The sequence below is a fragment of the Rufibacter ruber genome (assembly GCF_014138425.1).
In the GTDB taxonomy this organism is placed as follows: Bacteria; Bacteroidota; Bacteroidia; order Cytophagales; family Hymenobacteraceae; genus Nibribacter; species Nibribacter ruber_C.
In genome coordinates this window covers 265,606-289,505 of sequence record NZ_JACJIQ010000006.1, presented here as the reverse complement: position 1 = coordinate 289,505, position 23,900 = coordinate 265,606, and the positions used below count along the sequence as shown (strand labels likewise).

14 protein-coding genes are annotated in these 23,900 nt (G+C 49.5%); 8 read left to right on the top strand and 6 right to left on the bottom strand.

The window, feature by feature from the left end:
* Positions 1 to 442: 442 nt before the first annotated feature.
* Positions 443 to 2,086, bottom strand: a complete 1,644-nt coding sequence (locus FHS90_RS09390) for an amidase (RefSeq protein ID WP_182512854.1) — start codon at positions 2,084 to 2,086, stop codon at positions 443 to 445.
* 440 nt (positions 2,087 to 2,526) lie between these two features.
* On the opposite strand from FHS90_RS09390, the gene FHS90_RS09385 reads away from it, so the two are divergent.
* The 3 genes from FHS90_RS09385 (at position 2,527) to FHS90_RS09375 (ending at position 6,303) form a co-directional block, all read left to right on the top strand.
* Positions 2,527 to 3,663 carry a DmpA family aminopeptidase gene (locus FHS90_RS09385; protein ID WP_182512853.1) on the top strand — a complete coding sequence of 379 codons (1,137 nt, stop codon included), beginning with the start codon at positions 2,527 to 2,529 and terminating at the stop codon, positions 3,661 to 3,663.
* A complete protein-coding gene (locus FHS90_RS09380; RefSeq protein WP_182512852.1) occupies positions 3,647 to 4,492 on the top strand; it encodes an aminotransferase class IV in 846 nt (281 codons plus the stop codon). Before FHS90_RS09385 ends, FHS90_RS09380 begins: the two co-directional genes overlap by 17 nt.
* 695 nt (positions 4,493 to 5,187) lie before the next feature.
* Complete coding sequence (locus FHS90_RS09375) at positions 5,188 to 6,303, top strand: glycoside hydrolase family 43 protein (RefSeq protein ID WP_182512851.1); 1,116 nt, start codon at positions 5,188 to 5,190, stop codon at positions 6,301 to 6,303.
* Positions 6,304 to 6,317: 14 nt separating this feature from the next.
* Here FHS90_RS09375 and FHS90_RS09370 read toward each other — a convergent pair whose 3' ends face one another.
* From FHS90_RS09370 to FHS90_RS09350, 5 genes are all read right to left on the bottom strand, one after another.
* Positions 6,318 to 6,485, bottom strand: a complete 168-nt coding sequence (locus FHS90_RS09370; protein ID WP_182512850.1) for a hypothetical protein — start codon at positions 6,483 to 6,485, stop codon at positions 6,318 to 6,320.
* A gap of 140 nt (positions 6,486 to 6,625) precedes the next feature.
* Positions 6,626 to 7,765 (bottom strand): endo-1,4-beta-xylanase, encoded by a 1,140-nt coding sequence (locus tag FHS90_RS09365; protein WP_182512849.1) that lies wholly within the window; start codon positions 7,763 to 7,765, stop codon positions 6,626 to 6,628.
* Positions 7,766 to 7,981: 216 nt separating this feature from the next.
* Complete coding sequence (locus tag FHS90_RS09360; RefSeq protein ID WP_182512848.1) at positions 7,982 to 8,740, bottom strand: SDR family NAD(P)-dependent oxidoreductase; 759 nt, start codon at positions 8,738 to 8,740, stop codon at positions 7,982 to 7,984.
* Positions 8,741 to 8,760: 20 nt separating this feature from the next.
* Positions 8,761 to 10,923: an alpha-glucuronidase family glycosyl hydrolase gene (locus tag FHS90_RS09355; RefSeq protein WP_182512847.1), complete on the bottom strand. Its 2,163-nt coding sequence runs from the start codon at positions 10,921 to 10,923 to the stop codon at positions 8,761 to 8,763.
* Between the two features lie 164 nt (positions 10,924 to 11,087).
* Positions 11,088 to 12,140 (bottom strand): LacI family DNA-binding transcriptional regulator, encoded by a 1,053-nt coding sequence (locus FHS90_RS09350; protein WP_182512846.1) that lies wholly within the window; start codon positions 12,138 to 12,140, stop codon positions 11,088 to 11,090.
* A 505-nt stretch (positions 12,141 to 12,645) separates the two neighbouring features.
* On the opposite strand from FHS90_RS09350, the gene FHS90_RS09345 reads away from it, so the two are divergent.
* From FHS90_RS09345 to FHS90_RS09325, 5 genes are all read left to right on the top strand, one after another.
* Positions 12,646 to 15,774, top strand: coding sequence for a SusC/RagA family TonB-linked outer membrane protein (locus FHS90_RS09345; protein WP_182512845.1), 3,129 nt, complete (start codon positions 12,646 to 12,648; stop codon positions 15,772 to 15,774).
* 16 nt (positions 15,775 to 15,790) lie between these two features.
* A complete protein-coding gene (locus FHS90_RS09340; protein WP_182512844.1) occupies positions 15,791 to 17,635 on the top strand; it encodes a RagB/SusD family nutrient uptake outer membrane protein in 1,845 nt (614 codons plus the stop codon).
* A gap of 65 nt (positions 17,636 to 17,700) precedes the next feature.
* Positions 17,701 to 19,323: an endo-1,4-beta-xylanase gene (locus tag FHS90_RS09335; protein WP_182512843.1), complete on the top strand. Its 1,623-nt coding sequence runs from the start codon at positions 17,701 to 17,703 to the stop codon at positions 19,321 to 19,323.
* 146 nt (positions 19,324 to 19,469) lie between these two features.
* Positions 19,470 to 20,639 (top strand): mannonate dehydratase, encoded by a 1,170-nt coding sequence (gene uxuA / locus FHS90_RS09330; RefSeq protein WP_182512842.1) that lies wholly within the window; start codon positions 19,470 to 19,472, stop codon positions 20,637 to 20,639.
* Between the two features lie 236 nt (positions 20,640 to 20,875).
* The gene (locus FHS90_RS09325; RefSeq protein ID WP_343049646.1) at positions 20,876 to 23,740 is read left to right on the top strand and encodes a glycosyl hydrolase 115 family protein; all 2,865 of its coding nucleotides are present in this window, start codon (positions 20,876 to 20,878) and stop codon (positions 23,738 to 23,740) included.
* The last annotated feature ends 160 nt before the right edge of the window (positions 23,741 to 23,900 follow it).

Here is a 23,900-nt window from a genome sequence, read left to right as displayed (position 1 = left end):
GCGCAAGTGATTGCCTGTGTCAAATATATTCGGTTTCCGTTTTCGGCCTGTTTTCCGGAAAGTAGGCCAAAAACGCTTACCCAAACAGATGGTTGCGCCAAGAAATTTCTTCTCCCCCGCAAGTTTAGCGAAGTGTAACTTGTGGGTATTTATTCTGCCAGTTTTCAACTGGATTAACTATAATTCTCCCTTTTGAACTTTCGGGAAATGAGCCGCTGCTTTCCTTCGCGCGAGCAAATAAAAGAAGGAGTTCCTGTAAAAAAGAAGTTGAACTTCATTTTCCTGTCATTCTGAAAGAATCTAGGTGGCGAACGGTAACCGCATTGACTACCAGTCTGACTAGTTTGCCCACAAGGTCCTTTCAGGATGACAGAAGTGGGTAATGATTTTGCTTCTGCGTTTTTGGGCTGTTTTCCTGAAAACAGCCCAAAAACGCAAAGTCTCACGAAGGAATAGTCGTTCTCAAAAACTGCGGTGCTTTCCGGTGTTTGGTGGCTTGTTCAAAGGCGTAGGCTACTTTCAGGATTTCCCCTTCGGCGTACGCCTTGCCAATAAAAGACAACCCGATGGGCAGCCCCTGCACCTGACCCATGGGCACCGTGATGTGCGGGTACCCCGAAATAGCCGCCGGGGTAGACATGCCGTAGCCCGTGAAAGAGTCGCCGTTCACCAGGTCAATGCACCAGGACGGGCCGTAGGTGGGACCCGTAATGGCATCCAGTTTGTGCTCGGCCATGAGGTTGTTGATGGCTTCACGGGAGCCGGTGACTTGCTTTTCCAGTGCCTCGGTATACTCTTTGGTGTTCAGATCGCCCAGCTTGTCAGACATCTCCAGGATTTCCTGCTTGAAATAGGGCATGGAGGTGGCCTCGTTCTGCTTGTTGAATTCAATTACATCAGAAAGGGTTTTCACTTTGGCGTTGGCGGTTCTGAGGTAGTTGTTCACGCCGTCTTTGAATTCGTACTGCAGAATTTTGAAGCTGTTGCCAGAGACTTCCCTGATCTTCTTCATCATCTCCACCTCCACAATAGTGGCGCCTTTGCTTTTAAGCACGTCCAGCGCCTGCTGCAGCATAGCATCAATGGCTACCTGCCCTTTCAGGAAAGACTTCTCCACGCCAATGCGTTTACCTTGCAGGCCGTTGGCGTCTAAGAACTGGGTATAATCTTTGGCGGCTTTGCCCGTGCTTTCTCTGGTCACGGCGTCTAAAGGGTCAACGCCTGCCAACACGCCTAAAAGAAGGGCAGCGTCTGTAACGGTTCTGGCAATGGGACCCGCCGTGTCTTGCGTGTGCGAAATGGGAATAATGCCGCTGCGGCTTACCAAACCCACCGTCGGTTTCAGGCCCACCACGCCGCTCACCGCCGACGGGCACACCACCGAGCCATTGGTTTCGGTGCCCACCGCCACCACGCACAGGTTGGCGGCCACGGCTACCCCAGAGCCGGAACTTGAGCCGCAAGGGGTGCGGTCCAGCACGTACGGGTTGCGGGTCTGTCCGCCGCGGGCGCTCCAGCCGCTGGTTGATTTGGTAGATCTGAAGTTGGCCCACTCGCTCAGGTTGGTTTTGCCAATGATGACGGCGCCAGCTTCGCGGAGTTTGGTCACGATAAAGGCATCTTTGGCGGCTTTGTTTTCGGCCAGGGCCAAGGCGCCAGCCGAGGTGGACATTTTATCAGCGGTGTCAATGTTGTCTTTCACCATGACCGGAATGCCGTGCAGCGGACCGCGTACGTTGCCTGCCTTGCGTTCCTGGTCCAGGGCTTCGGCCATCTGCAGCGCATCTGGGTTTACCTCAATGACTGAGTTGAGTTTAGGCCCACTTTTGTCAAGGGTTATAATGCGGTCCAGGTAGAGCTGGGTAATGGCTTTGGAAGTCTGTTCGCCGCTCTGCATTTTCTGCTGCAGCTCCTGAATGGTGGCCTCATTGAGCTCGAAATTATCTTTGAAAGGTCCGTCTGTTAAGAGGGGCGCAGGCTGCTCAGAGGCAGCCGTACTAGCGCCGCTGGCGCAGGCACCCAGCCCGAAGGCGGAAAGCGTGAGGCCGGCAAAAGAGCCCGCTTTGATAAAGAGTCGTCTGTTCATTGGTGTGGTGTGGATTTGGTAGAAAGATAGGAGACGCCGCCAACTTTTAAAAGCCTTGCATCTGAATTTCGGCTGAACCCACCCAGGCAGAATAGCATGTTAATTTCTAGGCTCAGATTTTTGCCCGCGGTTTGCGTTTTCGGCCTGTTTTCCTGAAAACAGGCCGAAAACGCAACGCACTCATTTTGTCATCTTGGAAAGATCTTGTGGGCGAACTAGAATAGCCATTCTTCAAAAGCAGTTACCGTTCGCCCACAAGATCCTTTCAGGATGACAAAATGGAGTGAGTGAGTGAGTGAGTGAGTGAGTGAGTGAGTGAGTGAGTGAGTGAGTGGCGGTTTTGCTTTTGTTCGCTGAGGGCGAGTGCGGGTTTTGCGGTAAAAAATCCTTTGCCCGCTACGCACAAACTGATACATTTACCCCCCCAAGACCTTCGGCCTATGAAAAAACTGCTGCTAGCCTTTCTGCTTTTCTATGTCCTTCTTTCGGCGCAAGCCCAAAACCGGCAACGGGCCCGTGAATACGGAGTGAAAATTGGCGTGCTCCCTACCGGAAAGTTGAATGCCATCACAGACGTGGCGGGCGTAAAAGTGGGACATACCACGTTGGTGAAAGGCAGCCAGGTACGCACGGGCGTCACGGCCATTCTTCCGCACAGCGGAAACCTTTTTCAGGAGAAGGTGCCGGCGGCGGTGTTTGTGGGCAACGGCTTCGGGAAGTTGGCAGGGAGTACGCAAATCATAGAGCTGGGCAATCTGGAGTCGCCCATCATTCTCACCAACACGCTGGGGGTGGGCACGGCCATGAATGCGGTGGTAGACTATACCTTGAAACAGCCCGGCAATGGGAAGGTGCAGAGTGTGAACGCGGTGGTGGGCGAAACCAATGACGGCGGCCTGAATGACATCAGGGGCAGGCATGTAAAGGAGCAGCATGTGCAGGAGGCAATTCTGCAGGCGAAGGAGGGGCCTGTGGCCGAGGGGAACGTAGGGGCCGGCACGGGAACGGTCTGTTTCGGGTTCAAAGGCGGAATTGGCACCTCTTCGCGGCAACTGCCCCAAAGCCTGGGCGGCTATACGGTGGGCGTGCTGGTGCAGACCAACTTTGGCGGCGTGCTGCAGATAGACGGGGCGCCGGTGGGGGAGGAACTGAAGCAGTTCTCCTTCAGCAAACAGGTCCTGGAAAAAGCTGACGGCTCCTGCATGATCATTGTGGCCACAGACGCCCCCGTTGATGCCCGTAACCTGGAGCGCATGGCGCAGCGGGCCATGCTGGGTCTGGCCAAAACGGGTGGCATTGCCTCTAACGGCAGCGGCGATTACGTACTTGCTTTTTCGGCCCACCCCGGGCTGAGAATTCCGTATAGTGCAGACCAAAGCACCCAAACGGTGACGCTGCTGCGCAATGATGACATGTCGGCCCTTTTCCTGGCCACCATTGAGGCCACCGAGGAAGCCATCATCAACTCGCTTTTCAAAGCCGAAACCATGCAAGGCAAAGACAACCAGACGGTGCAGGCGCTGCCCTTAGATAAAACCCTTGAAATTCTAAAGAAACACCATGTCCTCCAACCATAGATTGTACGCGTACCTGAATGATGAATTCCTTCCGCTGGAAAGCACCTATTTGCATGTGAGTGATCTTTCCATCCAGCGCGGGTACGGCATTTTTGACTTCTTCAAAGTGCAGGGCGGCCACCTGATGTTTGTAGACGATTACCTGAACCGGTTCTTCTCATCGGCGCTGCTGATGGGCTTGCCGGTGCCTTACTCTGAACAGGAGCTGAAAGACATTCTGGTGCGGCTGGTGCAGATGAACGGCATACCCGACGCGGGCGTGAAGATGATTCTGACCGGCGGCTACTCTGAGAACGGCTATGACCCGGCAGCCCCCAACCTGATCCTTCTTCAGCAGCCCCTGACCCTGCCTTCTGAGGCGCAGGTGGCCACAGGCATCAAGATCATCACCCATGAATATGTGCGGGAATTGGCGGCGGCCAAGACCATTAACTATCTAGTGGGCATCAAACTGATTCAGCAGGTAAAAGCCAAAGGCGCACATGATGTGCTGTACCACCACAACGGCCTGGTGACTGAATTCCCAAGAAGCAATTTCTTTCTGGTGCGCCAGGATGATACGGTGGTCACCCCCGCCAGGGAAGTACTCAAAGGCATTACCCGCAAAAATGTGCTGGAGTTGGCGGCCAAAAAGTACCAGGTAGTTGAGGCTGATGTGACGCTGGAAGACATTGCCACCGCCAAAGAAGCATTCATGACCAGTACCACCAAACGCATTCTGCCCATTATAGAGATAGACGGTAAACCAGTTGGCAAGGGAGCGCCAGGTGCCGTGACCTTAGATCTGCTGCAGGATCTGGTGGAACTGGAGAACCGGCAGGTGGTGTAGCAGGAGGCCGTCACTTTTCTGTCTGCTGAAAGTCTCCTTTTTTATTGCCTGTTGGTGGTGAAAATTTCAGATTAGATAAGCAAGAGCAGATACCTCCAGAAGAAGTTGCAGCAGGATTTCGGTTCAAATAATGAGAGGATACTTGCTGAATTGCCCTTGAAAGCTGTTTTCGGGCTGTTTTTCTGAAAACAGCCCGAAAACAGCTTTTGCGTCTGGAATGATTTACTAACAATACAGGTAGAAACAGGATTTATCTCTCTCCAGCACTGGAAAACAAATGCCACCTGTCCAGAAAAGTCTCCTGCCCAAGAACCGCTTATGAGTTTTTCTGCATACTCTAGCTGCCCCATTCTTTCAATATCTAGCCCGCTGCTGTCATGTTGCCCCGGCCTGAAGTAGAAGTATTCAAAGTTGAGTAGAGCCTGCCGCTTCTATTTTCCAATCAAGGCCTTCCTGTCATGACAACAACAGCGGTAGGCTGTCTTTTCTAACGTCTTCTTAGGCTGTACCTCTTGCTGATGAAGCCCCCGCCTGCTTGACTGCCTTCTCTCCATAGTAAGACTAGTCGTATTTTGAAAAATCTTTAGTAAGAAGATGTTCAGGTGTGATAATTGTAAAATAATTTTATTGCAATCGGTTTCATTTTAAGAAAAGGAAGTATAACTTCACCACCCGTACCACTAACCTACATGCAAATGATCCACAAGCTTTCCTCTCGTCCGGCGGCCTTGGCCTTCATGGCGGCGTCTGTTCTCGCGGCCGGTTGTCAAAGTAATACAACTGACAAGGCCACTAATAAGGCAGAGACCACTACTACAGAGGCAACTGACAAGAAAGCCTTTCTCTCTGAGCCACTGGTGAAAGAAATTTACACGGCAGACCCCTCTGCGCATGTGTTCAACGGGAAGATCTACGTATATCCGTCGCATGACATTGATGCCGGTATTCCAGACAATGACAACGGAGACCAATATGCCATGAGAGATTACCGGGTCTTGTCTATGGACAGCGTGGGGGGGAAGGTGACCGTGCATGATGTGGCCTTAGATATCAAAGATGTTCCGTGGGCCGGAAGGCAGATGTGGGCACCAGACGCCGCCTATCACAACGGCACCTATTATCTGTACTTCCCGGTCAAAGACAAGCAGGATATATTTCATCTGGGCGTAGCTACCAGTTCATCGCCTACCGGGCCGTTCAAGGCGCAACCAGAACCCATCAAAGGCAGCTTCAGCATGGATCCGGCTGTTTTTAAAGACACAGACGGCACCTACTACATGTATTTTGGCGGGATCTGGGGCGGGCAGCTGCAGCGCTGGAGCACTGGCGAGTACAATCCGAAGGATGAATACCCGGCAGATGACCAGCCGGCGCTGATGCCCAAAGTGGCCCGTCTGACCAAAGACATGCTGCAGTTTGACGGTCCGGTGAAAGATGTGCAGATTTTAGACAATACCGGCAAACCCCTGCTGACCGGTGACAACGAGCGCCGCTTCTTTGAGGCAGCCTGGATGCATAAGTACAACGGGAAGTATTATTTCTCTTACTCCACCGGTGACACCCACTACATTGCCTACGGCATTGGAGACAGCCCTACCGGGCCTTTTACCTACCAGGGGGTTATTCTGAACCCCGTGTTGGGCTGGACCAACCACCACTCCATAGTGGAGCACAAGGGCAAATGGTATTTGTTTTACCATGACGCCTCCCTTTCAGGGGGCAAAAACCACCTGCGCAGCGTGAAGGTAACCGAATTAAAGCACCGCCCAGATGGGACCATTGAGGCCATTACGGCGTATCGCCCTAACTAAATGTACTGGGTTTATTAATAAAAAAGCCCCGCTTGTTCAGGCGGGGCTTTTTTGTTTGTTAGCAAGAACGGTTTTTGCTGACTTGGCCATGTTTGGGGCTGTTGAAGATGCTTCGGGGTCAGTTGCAACTGCCCAGAGATGTTGCCCATGGTAAAAGTGTGCCGCAGCGTGCCTGCTTCCATATTTTCTGATTTTTAATGGGAGATGCTAACCGTAAGGCAACTGCTGAAAAGATCAGACACGGCAGGGGAAAATAGTTTTGCGTTTTCGGCCTGTTTTCCAGAAAACAGGCCGAAAACGCAATGTGCTAATTGCCTGGGCTTTATTTGTTGCGTACCGCCTGCACAATGGCGTTGAGGGCGGGCTTGGGTTGGTAGTTGCGATCAAAGACCATAGGGTAGCTGGTGCGCCCTTTGATGGGCCAGTCGTTCAGCCACGAGTCTTTGTCAGTGACGCCCCAGAAGGTGACGCGGCTAATCTTGTCACGGTGCTTGTGGAACAGGGTAAACAGGTCTGCGTAGCGTTGGGTGAGCTTTAGCTGTACCTCCTCCGGGAGGCCGGTGGTGTACACGTTGTATCGCTCATCAAATTCAAACGTGGCGTCAATGTCTGCACCTTGCCGGTTGCTGGGGTTGGGGAGCACGTCAATGTCCAGCTCGGTGATCATGACTTTGCCCAGTTTAGAAAAGGCTAGGATGCTTTCTTCAATCTGCTGCAGGCTTGGGTTCTCCAGTCCATAGTGCCCCTGCATGCCAATCCCGTCTACTTTCAAGCCTCTGGCCTTCAGGCTTTGCACCAGTTTGACGGCCCCATTCCGCTTGGCGGGTTTCCAGAGGTTGTAGTCATTGTAGTAGAGTTCTGCTTTGGGGTCTACGTTGCGGGCGGTTTCAAAAGCTTTGGCCAGATAGTCTTCGCCGGTGATCTGGTGCCATTTGCTCTGTCTGAGGGTGCCGTCATCATTCAGGGCCTCGTTTACCACATCCCAGCCGTTGATCTTGCCTTTGTAGCGGCCTGCCACGGCGGTAATGTGTTCTTCTATGCGCTTGAGCAGGACCTCCTTGCTGGCGGGCTGGCCTTGCCCGTTCTCAAACACCCACCGGGGGGTTTGCTGGTGCCACACCAGTGCGTGCCCCACAATGAACTGGCGGTATTTCTGCCCCAGGGCCACGTAAGCATCGGCGGGGCCGAAATTAAACTGCTCCGGCTGCGGGTGAACACTTTCCCACTTCAGGAGATTCTCTGGGGAGATGGTGCTGAAATGCTGGGCAAGGATGGCCTCCGCCTGTGGGTCCTGCCCCATCACCTGCCGGTAGTTGAGTGCCGCTCCCACCAGAAAATCATTTTTGAATACCTCTTTCAGGGAGGTGCCGGCTGCTTTAGGGGAGTTTTGGTTGGAGGTGACGCAGCCAACCACTACAGCCGCCGCCAGGCTGGCGGCCACCAAAGTCTTGGTTAGTTTCATAGGGTTTGAAATAGGGTGCTTAGTTGGAACAGTGAAGGTGCGGTGGCGGTGGCTGAATATCTGGAAAAGGGGAAGGTGGTGGTGTCCTTCCGCTGCTGAGGCCGGGGCCGGGGCGGCGGAGGAGCCGTTTCTGTTTTCGGCCTGTTTTCCTGAAAATAGGCCGAAAACAGAAAAAAACAGCTTCTTTCAAGCACTTGCAGTTGCTGAAGCGCTGACTTAGAAACCGATAGAGTTCCCCCCGTCAACGGGTAGTACAGTGCCCGTGATGTAGCTGGCGGCGTCTGAGGCAAGAAAATACACCGCCTCTGCGATATCTGCCGGAATGCCCATTTTGCCCATGGGCGTTCTGGAGAGCACCCGGTTTTTGCGTTCCTGATCCCCGTTCAACGCCTTGGCAGACATGTCTGTGGCAATGAAGCCGGGCGCCACGCAGTTCACCCTGATGCCCCGGGGCGACAAGTCTACCGCCATGGACCGGGTCATGCCCTCAATGGCAGATTTAGAGGCGGTATAGGCAATTACCTTAGGAATGCCGTACTGCGAAGCCATAGAGCTGATGTTGATGATGCTGCCGCTCTGTTTGGCCAGCATGTGCCTTGCCACCTCTCTGCTTAAGGCGAAAACAGCGGTCACATTGGTGTGAATGATCTGTTGGAATTCTTCATCAGTCACCTCTTCAAACTCCTTCTTCATGTTGATGCCGGCATTGTTGACCAGTATATCCGCCGGGCCATAGGAGTTGGTTATTTCTGTCACCAGGGCGGGAATATGCCCCAGATTGCCTAAATCAAAGGAGATGGTGGCGCAGTTGTCGCCTAAGGCCGTTTTGGATTTTCTGAGTTTTTCCTCATCGCGGCCAATGATGACGGTGAAAATATTGTTATACACGAACTTCTCTGCAATGGCAAAGCCAAGTCCTGATGCCCCGCCGGTAACAATAGCTAGTTTAGACGGTTGGGTTGGGTTGTGGTTCATTGGGTTGTCTTAATGTCTGTTTAAATACCTGGTGCAAACTTGGGTTCTATTCTCTGGTAGTACTCCAGGTCATGGGCTGGTTTTTCCAGGCCAGCCGGAATGGGTCTTTTAGAAAAGGTCTGGAAATACAATAGGCAGGCGTCACGCCACCACCTGGCTTCCTTTTCCTGAATTTTCAGAAATGTTTGTACGTGTTTAAACCGCTCAGGGTCCACGTGGTTCTGCTGCTGTTCCCAGGTCTGCTGCATGTCCCGCACTTCATTGACCCCTTCTGCATAGCGGTAGCAAAGCTCATCCCAGAGAATACGGCCAGAACTCACCTTGTAGTCCCACGGCAGGTGGTGGAACCACAGCAGGTACTTTTCAGGGCAGTTTTTTAGGCTGGAAAAGAGTTTTTCTACCGGGGCAAAGTATTGGGCTACGGCGTTGCTGCCGGTTTTGGTGCGGTCAAAGCCAATGCCTTTTTCTGTGGCCCGGTGGTAATACACAGAGGTCCAGTCAGCGCGTGGTTTGTCTTTGATCCAGGGGCCGGGGCCGTAGTGATGATTCCAGCCCATAATGTGGTGCAGCCCAAGTGGGGTCATGTAATTCACCACGGTTTCATGGGATCTCAGCATCATTTTTCTGGTTGGCTGCAGAAACGCATCTTCATTGGAGAACGTCATCCTGAGCCATTCCTGGGCCATCTGGTCAGAGGCGAGGGTGTGGTCCCATGCCAGCCGCCCAAAACTGTACCAGTTTGCCTGCCCAAAATGGTGGCCGGTCCAGTTGCGGTCAGTGCCTATGTTAGCGACACCCGCCATGCCGGTGGTGGTGTACTGGTGCAGGGAGCCGTCAACTACTTTTGCAACCGTTGACCCTTTTCCTTTGGCATAGGTATCAGATTCCAGCACTTCCTTATAGAGCGGGGCGAGGTACGCCAGATGGGTTCCCTGCCCCAGATACTCCTGTGTGATCTGAAACTCCATCATGAGCGGAGTCCTGGGCATAGCCCCGAAGAGCGGATGAAACGGCTCACGCGGCTGAAAATCAATGGCACCGTTTTTTACCTGTACTAATACATTCTTCCGGAAGGTGCCGTCTAGGGGCTTGAATTCATTATATGCCTGTTTGGCCCGGTCATCTGGCACGTTGTTGTCGTAGACAAACGCCCGCCACATGACAATGCCCCCCATGGGGGCTAGGGCGTCTGCCATCATATTGGCGCCGTCTGCGTGGGTTCTTCCGTAGTTCTGCGGCCCAGGCTGGCCTTCAGAGTTGGCTTTCACCAGAAAGCCGCCGAAGTCAGGGATGTGCCGGTAGATTTCCTGCACTTTTCTTTTCCACCACGCCTGCACCTCCGGGTTCAGAGGATCAGCTGTTTTTAGCCCTCCAATCTCAAGGGGAGAGCTGAAGCGGGCGGTGAGGTATACTTTAAGGCCATACGGTCTGAAGGCATTGGCTAAGGCCGCCACTTTCTGTAAATATTCTTCAGTAAGCACCAGGGAGTTGGCGTTTACATTGGTTAAGACCGTGCCGTTGATTCCTATAGAGGCGTTTGCCCTGGCGTAATCTATATAACGCTGATCTATGTACTCTGGCAGTTTATGCCAGTCCCAGAGTGAAAAGCCTGAATAGCCCCTTTCTACTGTGCGGTCCAGGTTGTCCCAATGGTTTAAGATGCGGTGCTGGGTCTTTGGGGCGCTGCTGAGATTGAGGCTGGTTATGTCCTGTTCGGTCTGCAGAAGCCGCAGCAGGTGAAAAGCGCCGTACAGCACGCCTGCATCTGTGTTGGCGGCTATTACCGTGCAGGTGCGCCCGTTTGTTTTGTGGGTGAACAGCAGGTAGCCTTCCTGTCCCGCCTCTTGCAGCCGGGTGGAGACATTGAGAGAGCTGATGAAGGCAGATGATTTTGGAGTGCCTGCTACCAGCGTGAAAGCCCTTGAGGGTTCGGCGCTCAGGTTAACAGCATTTCCCAGTAAGCCAGATAAACCTTGCTTCAGCTCATCTTTGGCTGCTTTGAGGGTGGGGGAGGAGCCCTGCACCACTATCTCTTGCAGATGTTGCCGGTACCGGGCCAGTTTTGCTTCCGTCTTAATTAGATCATACCTGAGCCAAAGCCGGTACCCATCATCTGCGTGGGCAGCCAAGGCAAAGAGTAGGTGTATGAGAACTGAAAGCGAAAAGGTCTTTATTTTACACATGCCTGTAGGGAATGGTGAAACAATGGGTTGGTCAAGAGTTAATAACTTGGCTTTTGGCACCGTGCAGACGTGTGTTCTGCCTTTTGCAAAGGCAATACAGTGTCAGGCCACTCTGAAACACTGTTTCAAATTGCCAAAGGAAAGTGGGCATGCACCAGCGGCGCCTATACGAATACTGCCTGCTTTTTGCTGGAAGCCTTACTTCTGAGAGATGATTCTCTTATGATAAGCTCTGATCTTAAATTTACTGTGTTGCTGGAAACATTGTCTGATGTACCGTTTAGCTGTAGCAGCAGTACTTTTACTGCCAGCTCACCCATTTCATAGCCGGGGTAGTTAATGGTGGTGAGGTTAGGCTCAATCACCCTGGAAATAGGGTCATTGTTGAAGCCAATCACAGCAATGTCTTTAGGGACAGATATGCCTTCTCTCTTGAGTGCCTTGATGCAGCTCACGGCGCAAGTGTCATTAGATACAAAAATGCCATCAGGGAGGCTTTTCATCTTCAAAATCTGTTTTGCCGCCTCTTCTCCGGCCTCCTCAGATAAGCTGTTGACAATAATGTTGCTTTCAGAAAAAGGCAAATCATGGTCAATGAGTGCATATTTATAGCCTTTCAGGCGGTCAGCATAGACGTTTCTCTTAAGATTGCCTGTAATGTGAACAATATTGGTGCAGCCTTGCTCTATCAAGTGTGTGGTTGCCCTGTGGGCGGCCTGTAAATTGTCAATGACAATGCTGGTGCATTGGTTGTGTTCAGCCACCCTGTCGTAAAAAATCAAAGGAATGCCTCTGCTTATGAAGGATTCAAAGTGGTCCAGGTTTTCGGTTTCATACGAAAGGGAAACCAAGAGGCCATCTACCCGGCTGTCAAACATTGTCTTTGCGTTTGCTTTCTCCTTCTCCAGCGTCTCCAAAGACTGGCTGATAATCAGGTTATAGCCGGCCTCATTGGCTATTTTCTCCATGCCTGCGATGACAGAAGACATAAAGGGGCTGTTCAGCCGGGGAACAATCACGCCAATCGTATTGGTGTGCTGCTTCCGTAGGTTGCTTGCAAACAGGTTAGACCTATACCCCATTTGTTCAGCTGCCTCATTGATACGCTGTTTTGTCTTTTTATTGACAGCAGGGTGGTCATTCAAGGCTCTACTGATGGTGGTTGGCGACAAGTCTAGTTCCCTAGCTATATCATATATAGTAACATCTTTCTCCATGAGTTGCAGATAACAAGAGCAAATATATGAAATCGGTTTCAAAAGAAATGATCTATACCTGCTTTTCTTTGGCGGTAAGTTATGAAAGATCATTGAAATATGCGCTGAATACTAACATTCTGCTCATTTTTCTTATTAAAAATATTTCAAAACAGGTAAAGGTTTAGCTTTAGAGAGATTTAACTAGAGGGAAGAAAGAGTATTTAGCGTCTTTTTGAGAGGGAAATCCTTAAATGTTGTCATTTTAATAATGAAAGGCAGATTTAGGGAAAATATTTTTGATAATTATTTATGAAATCGGTTGTAATATCAGAAAATAATATTCAAGTTTGTAGAGCCGCAACGAGGAGAGGAGTAGTTAAGTGAGATCTGGTATGGCCAGCGGTATGGTGCACATACTTACCTCATGGAGGTAGTTGACATGTTAGCCGGGCGCTGCATGAGAGATGTGATTATCTGATTATAAATACACCAACAAGCAAACGTTAACCTTAATGTCTCACTTATGAAATGTGATTTTACTCAAAATCCTAGATCAATGATTCTTTTAGGGGGGTGCCAGAAGGCCATGAAAATGGTCATGATGGTTGCTTTCCTTCTTTTTGCTAACGGGCAGCTCTTTGCCCAGGGAGGTGCCGTGACGGTTACCGGTAAAGTGACCGATCAGTCAGGAGCAGGATTGCCCGGTGTTACTGTCCTTTTAAAGGGAACTACTACTGCAGCGCCTACTGGTATAGATGGAGGCTATTCCATAATGGTACCTAATGGTAATGGGACATTGGTGTTCTCATTTATAGGCTATCAGGCCCAGGAAGTATCCATAAATGGTAGAACCTCTGTGAATGTTAGCCTTGCTCTGGACCAGCAACTGGTAGATGAGATTGTTGTGGTTGGGTATGGTACTCAAAAGAAATCTGATGTGACTGGGGCGGTGGCTTCTATCAAGGGAGATGCGTTAAGAGAGGTGCCTACGGCTAATGTGGTCCAGGCGCTACAAGGTCGTGTGGCAGGTTTGGACATCGCACGTACGGGTTCACGCCCTGGTGCAGGAGGACAGATAAGAATTAGGGGAAACAGGTCGCTGAATGCCGGAAATGATCCTTTGATCGTAATAGACGGGATTCCGTACGGAGGAAGCATTAATGATTTAAACACAGATGACGTAGCGAGCATTGATGTGTTGAAAGATGCTTCTGCCACCGCTATTTATGGCTCCAGAGGAGCAAATGGGGTTATTCTTATCACTACAAAGCGCGGCGAAGAAGGAAAGCCTAGATTAAGCTATAATGCTTATTACGGTATAGCTAAGCCATTTGGTAAATATGACCTCATGAATGCGCAAGAATTTGTGGCGTTCCGTAACCTGGCACAATACACAGCCGGTTATTCGCCAATGGAACTTAAAGGTATCCAGAATGGCACTGATACAGATTGGCTAGATGTGGCATTGCAGACAGGGTACGTAACCAACCATGAATTAGGCATATCTGGTGGTTCAGAAGGACTGACCTATGGAGTATCTGCCGGCTATTTTAAGGAAGAGGGGATTTTGCCAGGCCAATCATTTGAACGTTTCTCCCTCCGTAATACAATTGATGCCAAAATTGGAAAGAGAATAAGAGTTGGGTTCAACAACATGAACACCTTGAGCTATACTAATGGTGAAGGATTGAGCCCCATGTATAACATTGCCCGCATCACCCCACTGGCTCCTGTATATAACGAAGACGGTTCTATCAATAAGTTTCCTATGGAGGGCACAGTAGATCAAACTGCTACTATGAACCCTTTGACCTTGAGAGATAGTGATGCCATTGTTGACAGACGTAGAAGGTTGAGGACTTTCAATAGTATTTATGGTGAAGTAAGCATAGTTGATGGACTAAAATATAGATTGAACATGGGGCTTGATTTCCGTCATGACCAAAGAGGAACCTATACAGGCCCCAATACAATTTTAAACCCTGCAGCCACTACCACTGCTGGCGCCAGAGCTACTTTAGAGAATGGAGAAAGCTATACTGCTACGTTTGAAAACTTGCTGATTTACGAAAAAACATTTGCTGAAAAACACCGGTTAACTTTCACCGGATTGTACAGTGTGCAGATTGACCAATCCAATGCCTCCAGCATGAACGGAAATAACTTCCCGTCTGAAGCTGTTCAATACTATAACTTCACTCTGGCTAATACTCAAACTATTGCGGGGGGGGGTTATACAAAAGGAGGGTTAATGTCTTTCATGGGTAGAGTTAACTATGCATTTAATGACAGATACTTGTTAACCGCCACTTTCAGAAGAGATGGTTCAAACGTTTTCCCGGTAAATAAATTCATTAGTTACCCTGCTTTGTCCCTAGGTTGGAATATCTCTAATGAAGATTTTATGAGTAATCTGGAAGCCATTTCATTACTGAAATTAAGAGCCGGTTATGGGGTAACAGGAAATCCAGGAATCCCTGCAAATGCAACAAGAGGTTCTTTGGCCAGAAACAGGTATAACTATGGTAGCGATAATGTGTTTGGCTATTTTATATCAAGTTTGCCAAACCTGGATTTAAGATGGGAGGCTACAAAGCAATATAATGTTGGAGTAGACTTTGGGTTCTTGAATAACCGCATCACGGGCTCCCTTGAAGTATACAAGCAGAATACTGACAACCTGTTGGTAAGAAAAGATTTACCTAGAAGTAATGGTGTAGACAATTATTGGACAAATGCCGCTAACACACAGAACAAGGGCATTGAGTTCAATTTATCTACTGTCAATGTAGAGACTGCTGGAGGATTCTCCTGGACTTCAGACTTCAACTTCTCGCTCAACAGAGAAAAAATAGTAAGGTTAGAAGAAGAGACCACTAAACAGAATGTGGGAAATGGATGGTTTGTAGGGCAGCCGGTGAATGTTATCTATGACTATACCAAGTTAGGAATCTGGCAGCTAGACGAAGCAGAGGCCGCCGCTAAATTCAATGCGAAGCCAGGTCAGATAAAACTGGCAGATATCAGCGGACCAGATGGTGTGCCAGATGGAATAGTAAATGATCTGGATCGCTCTGTTGTGGGAACTTTCCAACCTGACTGGATTGGCGGCACAACCCAGCGTTTTGCCTATAAAAACTTTGATCTCTCCTTTGTTCTTTTTGCTAGAATGGGAGGTACCCTGGTTGCTACATATCTGCAGAATGACGGTAGTGGAACAGGTTATTTTGGTTTTGGTAATAGCCGCTCTAATCAAGTTAATGTAGATTATTGGACACCTAATAACCCTACTAACAGTTTCCCGTTGCCTACGGCTTCTTCAGACCGCATTCCTTATTCCTCTACACTGGGGTACCATGATGCCTCTTTTATAAAGGTTAGAAGCATCAATTTTGGCTACACCCTGCCAAGCACCCTGATAAACAGGATAGGAATGAGCTCCGCTAGAATTTATGTAACCGCGCAGAATCCATTTTTATTGTACTCACCATTTGTTAGGTCAGGTTTAGGCTTTGATCCGGAAGGTACTGGAACTGGAGGAGCTGTGCAATCACAGGGTAGTTCTGCGGGGGTTACTGACAGAGCTATTACCGTCGGATTAACTACGCCCTCAACTAGACAATTTATGGTTGGTGTTAATGTTAAATTCTAATTTTTAAGAAAATAAAATGAGACTTCATAGAAATATAAAATCTACTCTGTTGGCATTGTCCCTGATGGCAATGGCCCCAATGGGGTGTCAAGACATATTAGAGGCAGATTACCGTGCTGACTTAGGACCAGAATATTTTTCTACACCAGACGGGCTGCAGGCAGGGGTAAATGCCTCTTATGCAATCTGTAGATATTTTTGGGGAAGTGAAGGTTTTGCAGGTACTGCAGTAGCAGGTACAGATGAGGTAGTAAGAGGGGGAGATGGTAACCTGGACTACCATTCCTACACTAATATTACGCCACAAGACGGTGCTATTGGTGGTATCTGGAACAATAGCTATGTGGCTATTAATAACATGAATGGAGTTCTGCAGTTTGGTCCAGACGCCAACATGGCGAGTGATAAGAAGAACAACCTCCTGGGTGAGGCAAAATTCTTAAGGGCTTTTTTCTACTTCATGTTGGTTCAGAACTTTGGAGACGTTCCATTGAGCCTTACCTTTAATACCTCTCCCAATACCACTGCAACCAGAACCCCTGTTAAGCAAGTGTATGAGGCAATCATCAAAGATCTTACAGAAGCAATTGGGCAATTACCTGACAAACCGGCAACTGCAAACGGCTCAAAAGGAAAAGCTTCTAAACCTGCAGCGTTGCACCTTCTGGCCAAAGTCTATCTAACAAAAGGATGGAATCCGAATGCAAGAGAAGGGAATGGGCAAACAGACTTTGTAAGTGCATATAATACTGCTAAGTCTTTAATTGATAACCGTGCCACTTACGGGGTAGACCTGGAGCAGGACTTTGCTGATGTTTTCAGAAATGGGAATGAGTACGGCAAAGAAGCATTGTTTGTAATGGATCGTAACACAGACCCTGTGTTCTCAGAGAGTGGTTACAATCAAGGGTCTGCTCCTGATAACGGTAACAAAGAGAACCGTTCTAATCATTACTGGGTAATGTTTTACACCCAAGACATGCCCTTAAACAGAGGTATCTCTGGTTTAACCTCTGCCCAACAATCGGCTACAGGCAAACTAGTGGCAAGAGATGTGAATTACGGACGCCCATTCCGTAGATTCCGACCAACCCCTTATACTTATCAAACCTTTGATAACAAAGATATTAGTGCCTCCTTCAATCGTGACTTTGACTCCAGATATGACAAGACCTTTCAGAAGGTCTGGCTGTATAATAGACCAACCGGTACTGCAGGGGAGGATGGAAGCACTACCAACATTACCCCGCCTACTACTTCACGGGGCACACTGGTAAAAGGAGACACTGCTCTCTACCTACCTGGTAGAGAAGTGACAGAGGAAGAGCGTAAGAAGTTGAAAGGTGTGATTTTGGCCCCTTCAGAGTATACTGTTGAATGGTTTCCTACTATGACCAAACATTTAGACCCTACTCGGCAGCACTTTAATGACCCATCAGATAGACCCATTATTTTGATGAGATTAGGGGAAACGTATCTTATTGAGGCAGAGGCGGCTTTTAAAGCTGATAGATTGCAAGATGCTGCAGACATGATTAATGCCATCAGACGCCGTGCTGCTTACAGAACCAGCTATCCGACAGGTTTTGGAATGGCTGATGCCATTCAAGCTATGACTATCACTAGTAGCCAGGTTACGCTTGATTTAATTCTCCGTGAAAGAACACGTGAGTTGTATGGAGAATATATGCGGTGGTATGATTTGGCAAGAACTCGCACACTAGTGGAACGGGTAAAGGCGTACAACGTGCAGGGGGCACCAAATGTAAAAGAATTCCATATGCTTAGACCTATCCCGTCTGGTACCCAGTTGGACCTCTTGACAAACAAGAACGAGTTTCCTCAGAATCCTGGTTATTAATAATTAGAAATTAAACTTCCCGCCTTTAGTGAATGCTAAGGAATGGCGGGTAAACCAAGACCATTATGAAAGCTAGTTTTAAAAAATATACGTGGGCAATATTGGCTTTTGCAGCCACATTGTCTGCCTGTGAGCCAGATGAGTTTGGCAGCATGAACTTTGGTAATTATACAGACACAGATGGGTCATTAAAAGATGCGGCCTCCTTTCCTATAGGAATGGCTATCAATTACAATCAATTCATGTCTGACCCTAACTATAAAGCGGCAGTTGTAAGAGAGGCAGATAATGTCACTTTTGAATACCACATGAAGCATGGGGCATTGGTGAGAAATGATGGCAGCATTGATTTTACCAGTGCAGACAGACTGTTTGATGCGGCTTCTGCTGCAGGGTTGGAAGTTTTTGGCCATACCCTGGGCTGGCACTCAAATCAAAACGCTACATATCTAAACTCTTTAGCCGGAAGTTCTGGGCCTGCTCCACAAAACCTTATTTTGAATGGAAGTTTTGAAGCAGGGAGTGGTAACAGCTTTACTAACTGGGGAGTCTGGAATGGCGCCTCTTCGGTTTCAGCAACTACTGTGGCTACTGAGAAGCAAGAGGGGGCCAGAGGACTGAAAGTAGTGGTCGCTGCGAATGGGAACCCCTGGAACATTCAAGTGGCAAGTGACCTTTTCCCTACGCAAACAGGAAAGCAATACAGAGTTACCTTTCATATCAAAGCAGCCAATGCGGGAGGAAAAATGCGTTTATCAACACAAGGTGGTACGCCTCAATATTCTCCAGATTTTAACACTTCTACAGATTGGGGGCAATTTACCTGGACCTTTCCGGCTACTGATGCCCAAACTCGTATAATGATAGATATTGGGAGTACAGCCAATACTTATTTCTTAGATAACTTCTCGGTAGTAGATGCTTCTACAACAGCTCCTCCTACGGGTGCTGAAGTTGCAGCCAAAGTAGACAACGCACTGCAAACTTTCATTTCTCAGACGGTTACCCGCTACAAGGGCAAAGTGAAAGCCTGGGATGTAGTCAATGAACCCATGGCAGACGGAAACGGAGCGTTACGTGTAAGAGCAAATTCAGGCACTATTCCGGCAACAGCCACAGATAAGTTTTTTTGGGCAGATTATCTGGGAAGGAATTGGGGGTTGAAAGCTTTCCAGTACGCCGCTGCCGCAGATCCCAATGCATTACTTTTCATCAATGACTATAATCTGGAATCTAACAATGCAAAACTTGATTCTTTGATTAAATACACTATGGAGCTAAAGCAAAAAGGAGCCAAGATCAATGGAATAGGAACGCAAATGCATATCTCAACAAATACTTCCTATGCCGGTATTGTGAACATGTTTAAAAAGCTCGCTGCCACGGGATTATTAGTAAGGGTGTCTGAATTGGATGTGCAATTGAATCCTTCTGAACTTTCCTATATTACAGATGATGCTCAGCACAGAGGATTACAGGCTGCCATGTATAAATTTGTGTTGGAGTCTTATATTAAATATGTACCTGCCAACCAACGTCATGGCTTTACTATCTGGGGAGTGAATGACCCTACTAGTTGGTTGGTGTTGACGTTGAACAAGAATGATTTCCCGCTACTATTTGACAAGGATTACAACAAAAAGCCTGCTTATTCTGCTTTACTACAAACTTTGAAAGCAAATAAATAAGTTTTCATCAATTCAAAAGCGGCAGGTGAGACAACCTTATCTGCCGCTTTTCTCTTGCCTGTCTGGGCTACACGTTCTTCAGAATCAATTCAAATCACCTTTTTACCAGCAAAATTTTTATTAGCTGCGTTTCATTACGTACAACTATGTCATTACTACAGAGCTGGAGGTGGTACGGTCCCCAAGACCCTGTTTCCCTCCAAGACATCAAACAGGCCGGGGCAACGGGCGTTGTCAGTGCCTTGCACCATGTACCCCACGGCGCCGTTTGGCCACTGGAGGAAATCCAGGATCGCAAACGAATCATAGAAGAAAGCGGTCTGCAATGGGTGGTGGTAGAGAGCGTGCCTGTGCACGAGGCCATTAAAACCCGCACTGGCAACTATGAGATGTATCTGGAAAATTACCGTCAGTCTTTGCGCAACCTGGCAGCCTGCGGTCTGACCACTGTTTGCTACAACTTTATGCCGGTGCTGGACTGGACGCGTACGAACCTGGCGCTGGAGCTCCAGAACGGAGCCAAGGCTTTGTACTTTGATTGGGCAGACCTAGCGGTATTTGACCTGTACATCCTGAAAAGGGAGGGCGCTGAAAAAGACTATGCGGAGTCAATTGTTCAGCTCGCTGAGGAGCGGAGCAAGACTTATTCACAGGAGCAGCATGACCACTTGAGTGAGATCATCAGAATGGGAGTGCCCATGGAGGGATTTATCACTTTAGAACAACTCACCCAAAGCATAGAAATCTATAAGAACATTGGCCATGCCGGGTTGAGGGAAAACCTAGCCACTTTTCTGGAGTCCATCATGGATGTCTGCGAAGAAGCCGGCATCAAAATGACCATTCACCCAGATGATCCGCCGTTTCCCATCTTGGGACTACCCCGCATTGCCTCTAACCGGGAAGATTTGGAGTTTATCATTCAGCGGGTAGACCGGGAGGCAAACGGCATCTGCTTCTGCACAGGCTCTCTGGGAGCGGGCGCACACAATAATCCGGTAGAAATCCTGAAAGCGGTGGGGCATAGGGTGTACTTCGCGCACTTACGCAACGTGCTGAAAGACGAAAACGGGAACTTCTATGAATCTGACCACTTGGCCGGTGATGTAGATATGTATGGCGTCATGAAAGAACTGGTGGCTATCAATCAGAAGCGGGAGCAGCCAATTCCTTTCCGTCCGGACCACGGTCACCAGATGTTGGACGACCTGCACAAGGTGACCAACCCCGGTTATTCGGCCATTGGCCGCTTGCGCGGCCTTGCCGAGCTGCGGGGCTTAGAGCTGGGAATTAGCCGTTCCCTCTTCGCAGATTAACCGGTATTTTCTGTTTTCGGCCTGTTTTTGTAAAAACAGGCCGAAAACAGAAAATTCAAAGGCCAAGTGCCCAGACCCAAGGGGCTTTACTTTTAACACTTCACAGAATGTTAGGCTTCAAGCCATTCTTGTGAAGGGTAACTGAAGACAGCATGACCTTCTCAACTAACATACCTTCCTTTCTTCTTTCCCATAGTCATAGCAGCACAAAGAAACAGTCACTTCTTTTGGCTTTAGTGGGAGTGCTGCTGCTATTTGTGCAGGCACAACCTGCCTTCGCGCTGGAAGACAGACTGTACATTTCGGGCCAGAAAAGTAAAGGAGCCTTTGCCCTGGCCTCCTCAGGGAAGCCAGTTCCCCTCTGTGTCAGTGACAGTGATTTTGCGGGAGTGATCAGAGCGGCCAGAGACCTGCAGGCAGACCTGAAACGGGTAACGGGAATTGAGCCAGCCTTCACGGCAGCGAAAAATGTACCAAAGCAAAAACAGCTGGTATTAGTGGGAACCATTGGGAAAAGTCCGCTCATTGACCAGCTCATCAAAAAGAAGAAGCTGGATGTTTCTGGTATTGCAGGTAAGTGGGAGACGTTTGTGGTGCAGGTGGTTAAAAAGCCCCTAAAAGGCGTAGACGAAGCGTTGGTCATTGCGGGCAGCGACAAGCGGGGCACCATCTACGGGATCTATGACGTGAGCGCGCAGATTGGCGTAACACCGTGGTACTGGTGGGCAGATGTGCCCGTAAAGAAGCAGCTGGACCTGTACGTGCAGGAGGGGCGCCATACCAAAGGCGAACCCAAAGTAAAATACCGCGGCATCTTCATCAATGACGAGGCACCGGCGTTATCTGGCTGGGCGCGGGAAACATTTGGTGGGTTCAACCACCAGTTTTACGAGAAGGTGTTTGAGCTGATCCTGCGCATGAAAGGTAACTACCTGTGGCCCGCCATGTGGGGCAGCGCCTTCTCAGATGATGACAAACTCAGCCCCAAAGTTGCCGATGAGTACGGTGTGGTCATAGGAACCTCGCACCACGAGCCGCTCATGCGCGCCCATGATGAGTGGCGGCGGTACGGCTCCGGCCCCTGGAACTACAACACCAACCCAGAGAAGCTGCGCGAATTCTGGAAAGGCGGCATTGAGCGCATGGGCAATTTTGAGAGTCTTGTGACCATAGGCATGCGCGGCGACGGCGACGAACCCATGAGCGAGAATAGTAACATCAGCCTGCTGGAGAAAATAGTGACAGACCAGCGCAAAATCATTGCTGATGTAACTGGCAAACCTGCTAACCAGACGCCGCAAATCTGGGCCCTTTACAAAGAAGTGCAGGACTACTATGACAAAGGCATGCGCGTACCAGATGACGTGACCCTGCTGCTGGCAGATGACAACTGGGGCAACATCAGGAAACTCCCAAAAGTGGGTGAAAAGCAGCATGCGGGCGGCTACGGCATCTATTACCATTTTGACTACGTGGGCGGCCCGCGTAACTACAAATGGATCAACACCAACCCAATCGCCCGTATCTGGGAGCAGATGCACCTGGCGTACCAGCACAAGGCTGACCGTATCTGGATTGTGAACGTGGGCGACATCAAACCCATGGAATTCCCCACCGAGTTCTTTCTGGACTATGCCTGGAACCCGGAGAAATGGCCCGCTGAAAGATTGAACGACTATACGCGCCTTTGGGCAGAGCGGCAGTTTGGGGAGAAGCATGCTTCGGCTATCGCCGAGATTCTGACAAAGTATACTATGTACAACAGCCGCCGCAAACCGGAGCTGCTGTCACCGGACACCTACAGTTTGGTGAACTATCAGGAAGCCGAGCGGGTGGTGGCAGACTATACCCAACTGGCCGAAGAGGCAGAGCGAATCAATCAGCTGCTTCCCCTGGAATACAAAGACGCGTATTACCAGCTGGTGTTATACCCTGTGAAAGCAAGCGCCAACCTGAACGAACTGCACGTGACCACCGGCCGCAACCGCCTTTACGCCCAGCAAGGCAGGGTAGCCGCCAATGATTTGGCCGCCAAAGTAAAAGCGCTGTTTGACAAGGATGCCGAGCTTACCCAGTATTACCACAAAGGCGTAGCCGGCGGCAAATGGAACCACATGATGTCACAGACGCACATCAGCTACACGTATTGGCAACAGCCGGAGAAAGATGTGCTGCCCGAGGTAAAACAGGTGAATCCCGTAGCCGGAATGGCCATGGGCGTAGCCATAGAAGGTTCTGCCAACTGGTGGCCGCAAGAGAAAGGGGCGGCGCTACTGCCGGAGCTTTCCCGGTACCAGCCGCAGGGCCGTTACATTGAGATCTTCAGCCGGGGCCAGAAACCGTTCCCCTATGAAGTAACCACGGGGGCGCCCTGGCTGAAGGTGTCGCAGAAAAACGGGACGGTAGCCCAGGAACAGCGCCTTTGGGTGAGCGTTGACTGGAGCCTGGTTCCGGTGGGCAGGCACAAAATACCCGTGACCATCACAGGGCCAAACGGAACAAAAGTGGTGGTGCAGGCACAGGTGCACCACCCGGCTTCGCCAGCCCCGGAGCAGGTGAAGGGCTTTGTGGAGAGCAGTGGCTATGTTTCCATAGAGGCCGAACACTTCTCCAATACCGTTGAAACCAAGGATGTTTCCTGGGAAATAATCCCTAATTTAGGGAGAACCCTGTCTGGGGTGACTACCTTTCCGGTGACGGCTCCAAGCCAGACACCAGGCGGTAACAGTCCACGGTTAGAGTATCCAATTAATCTATTTGCTCCGGCCGAGGTGACGGTTCAGGTACATCTGTCGCCTACGCTGAACTTCCACAACACCCAGGGGCTACGGTACGCGGTTTCCTTTGATGACCAGCCCCCGCAGATCATCAACATCCATACCACCAAAACTGAGCGCGAATGGGAGAAAAATGTAGCCAACAACATTAACTTGACTATTTCTAAGCACCAACTGAGCGCACCCGGGCAACATGTATTAAAATTCTGGATGGTTGATTCTGGGGTGGTTCTACAGAAAATAGTGGTAGATGCCGGTGGCCTGAAACCCAGTTACCTAGGTCCGCCAGAGAGCTTTCATCAGCTGGAAAAGCAGGCCAGGTAATGTCTGTTTTGGGCTGTTTTCTGAAAAACAGCACCAAAACAGAAAGTGCGGGGCAAACTATGAATAGGTACAATTTCTGAAAACAAGCTATACATGGGCAACATGAATTTTTTGAAAATTACGTGGTGGGGAAGTTTCGTGGCGGGGCTTCTTTTTATTT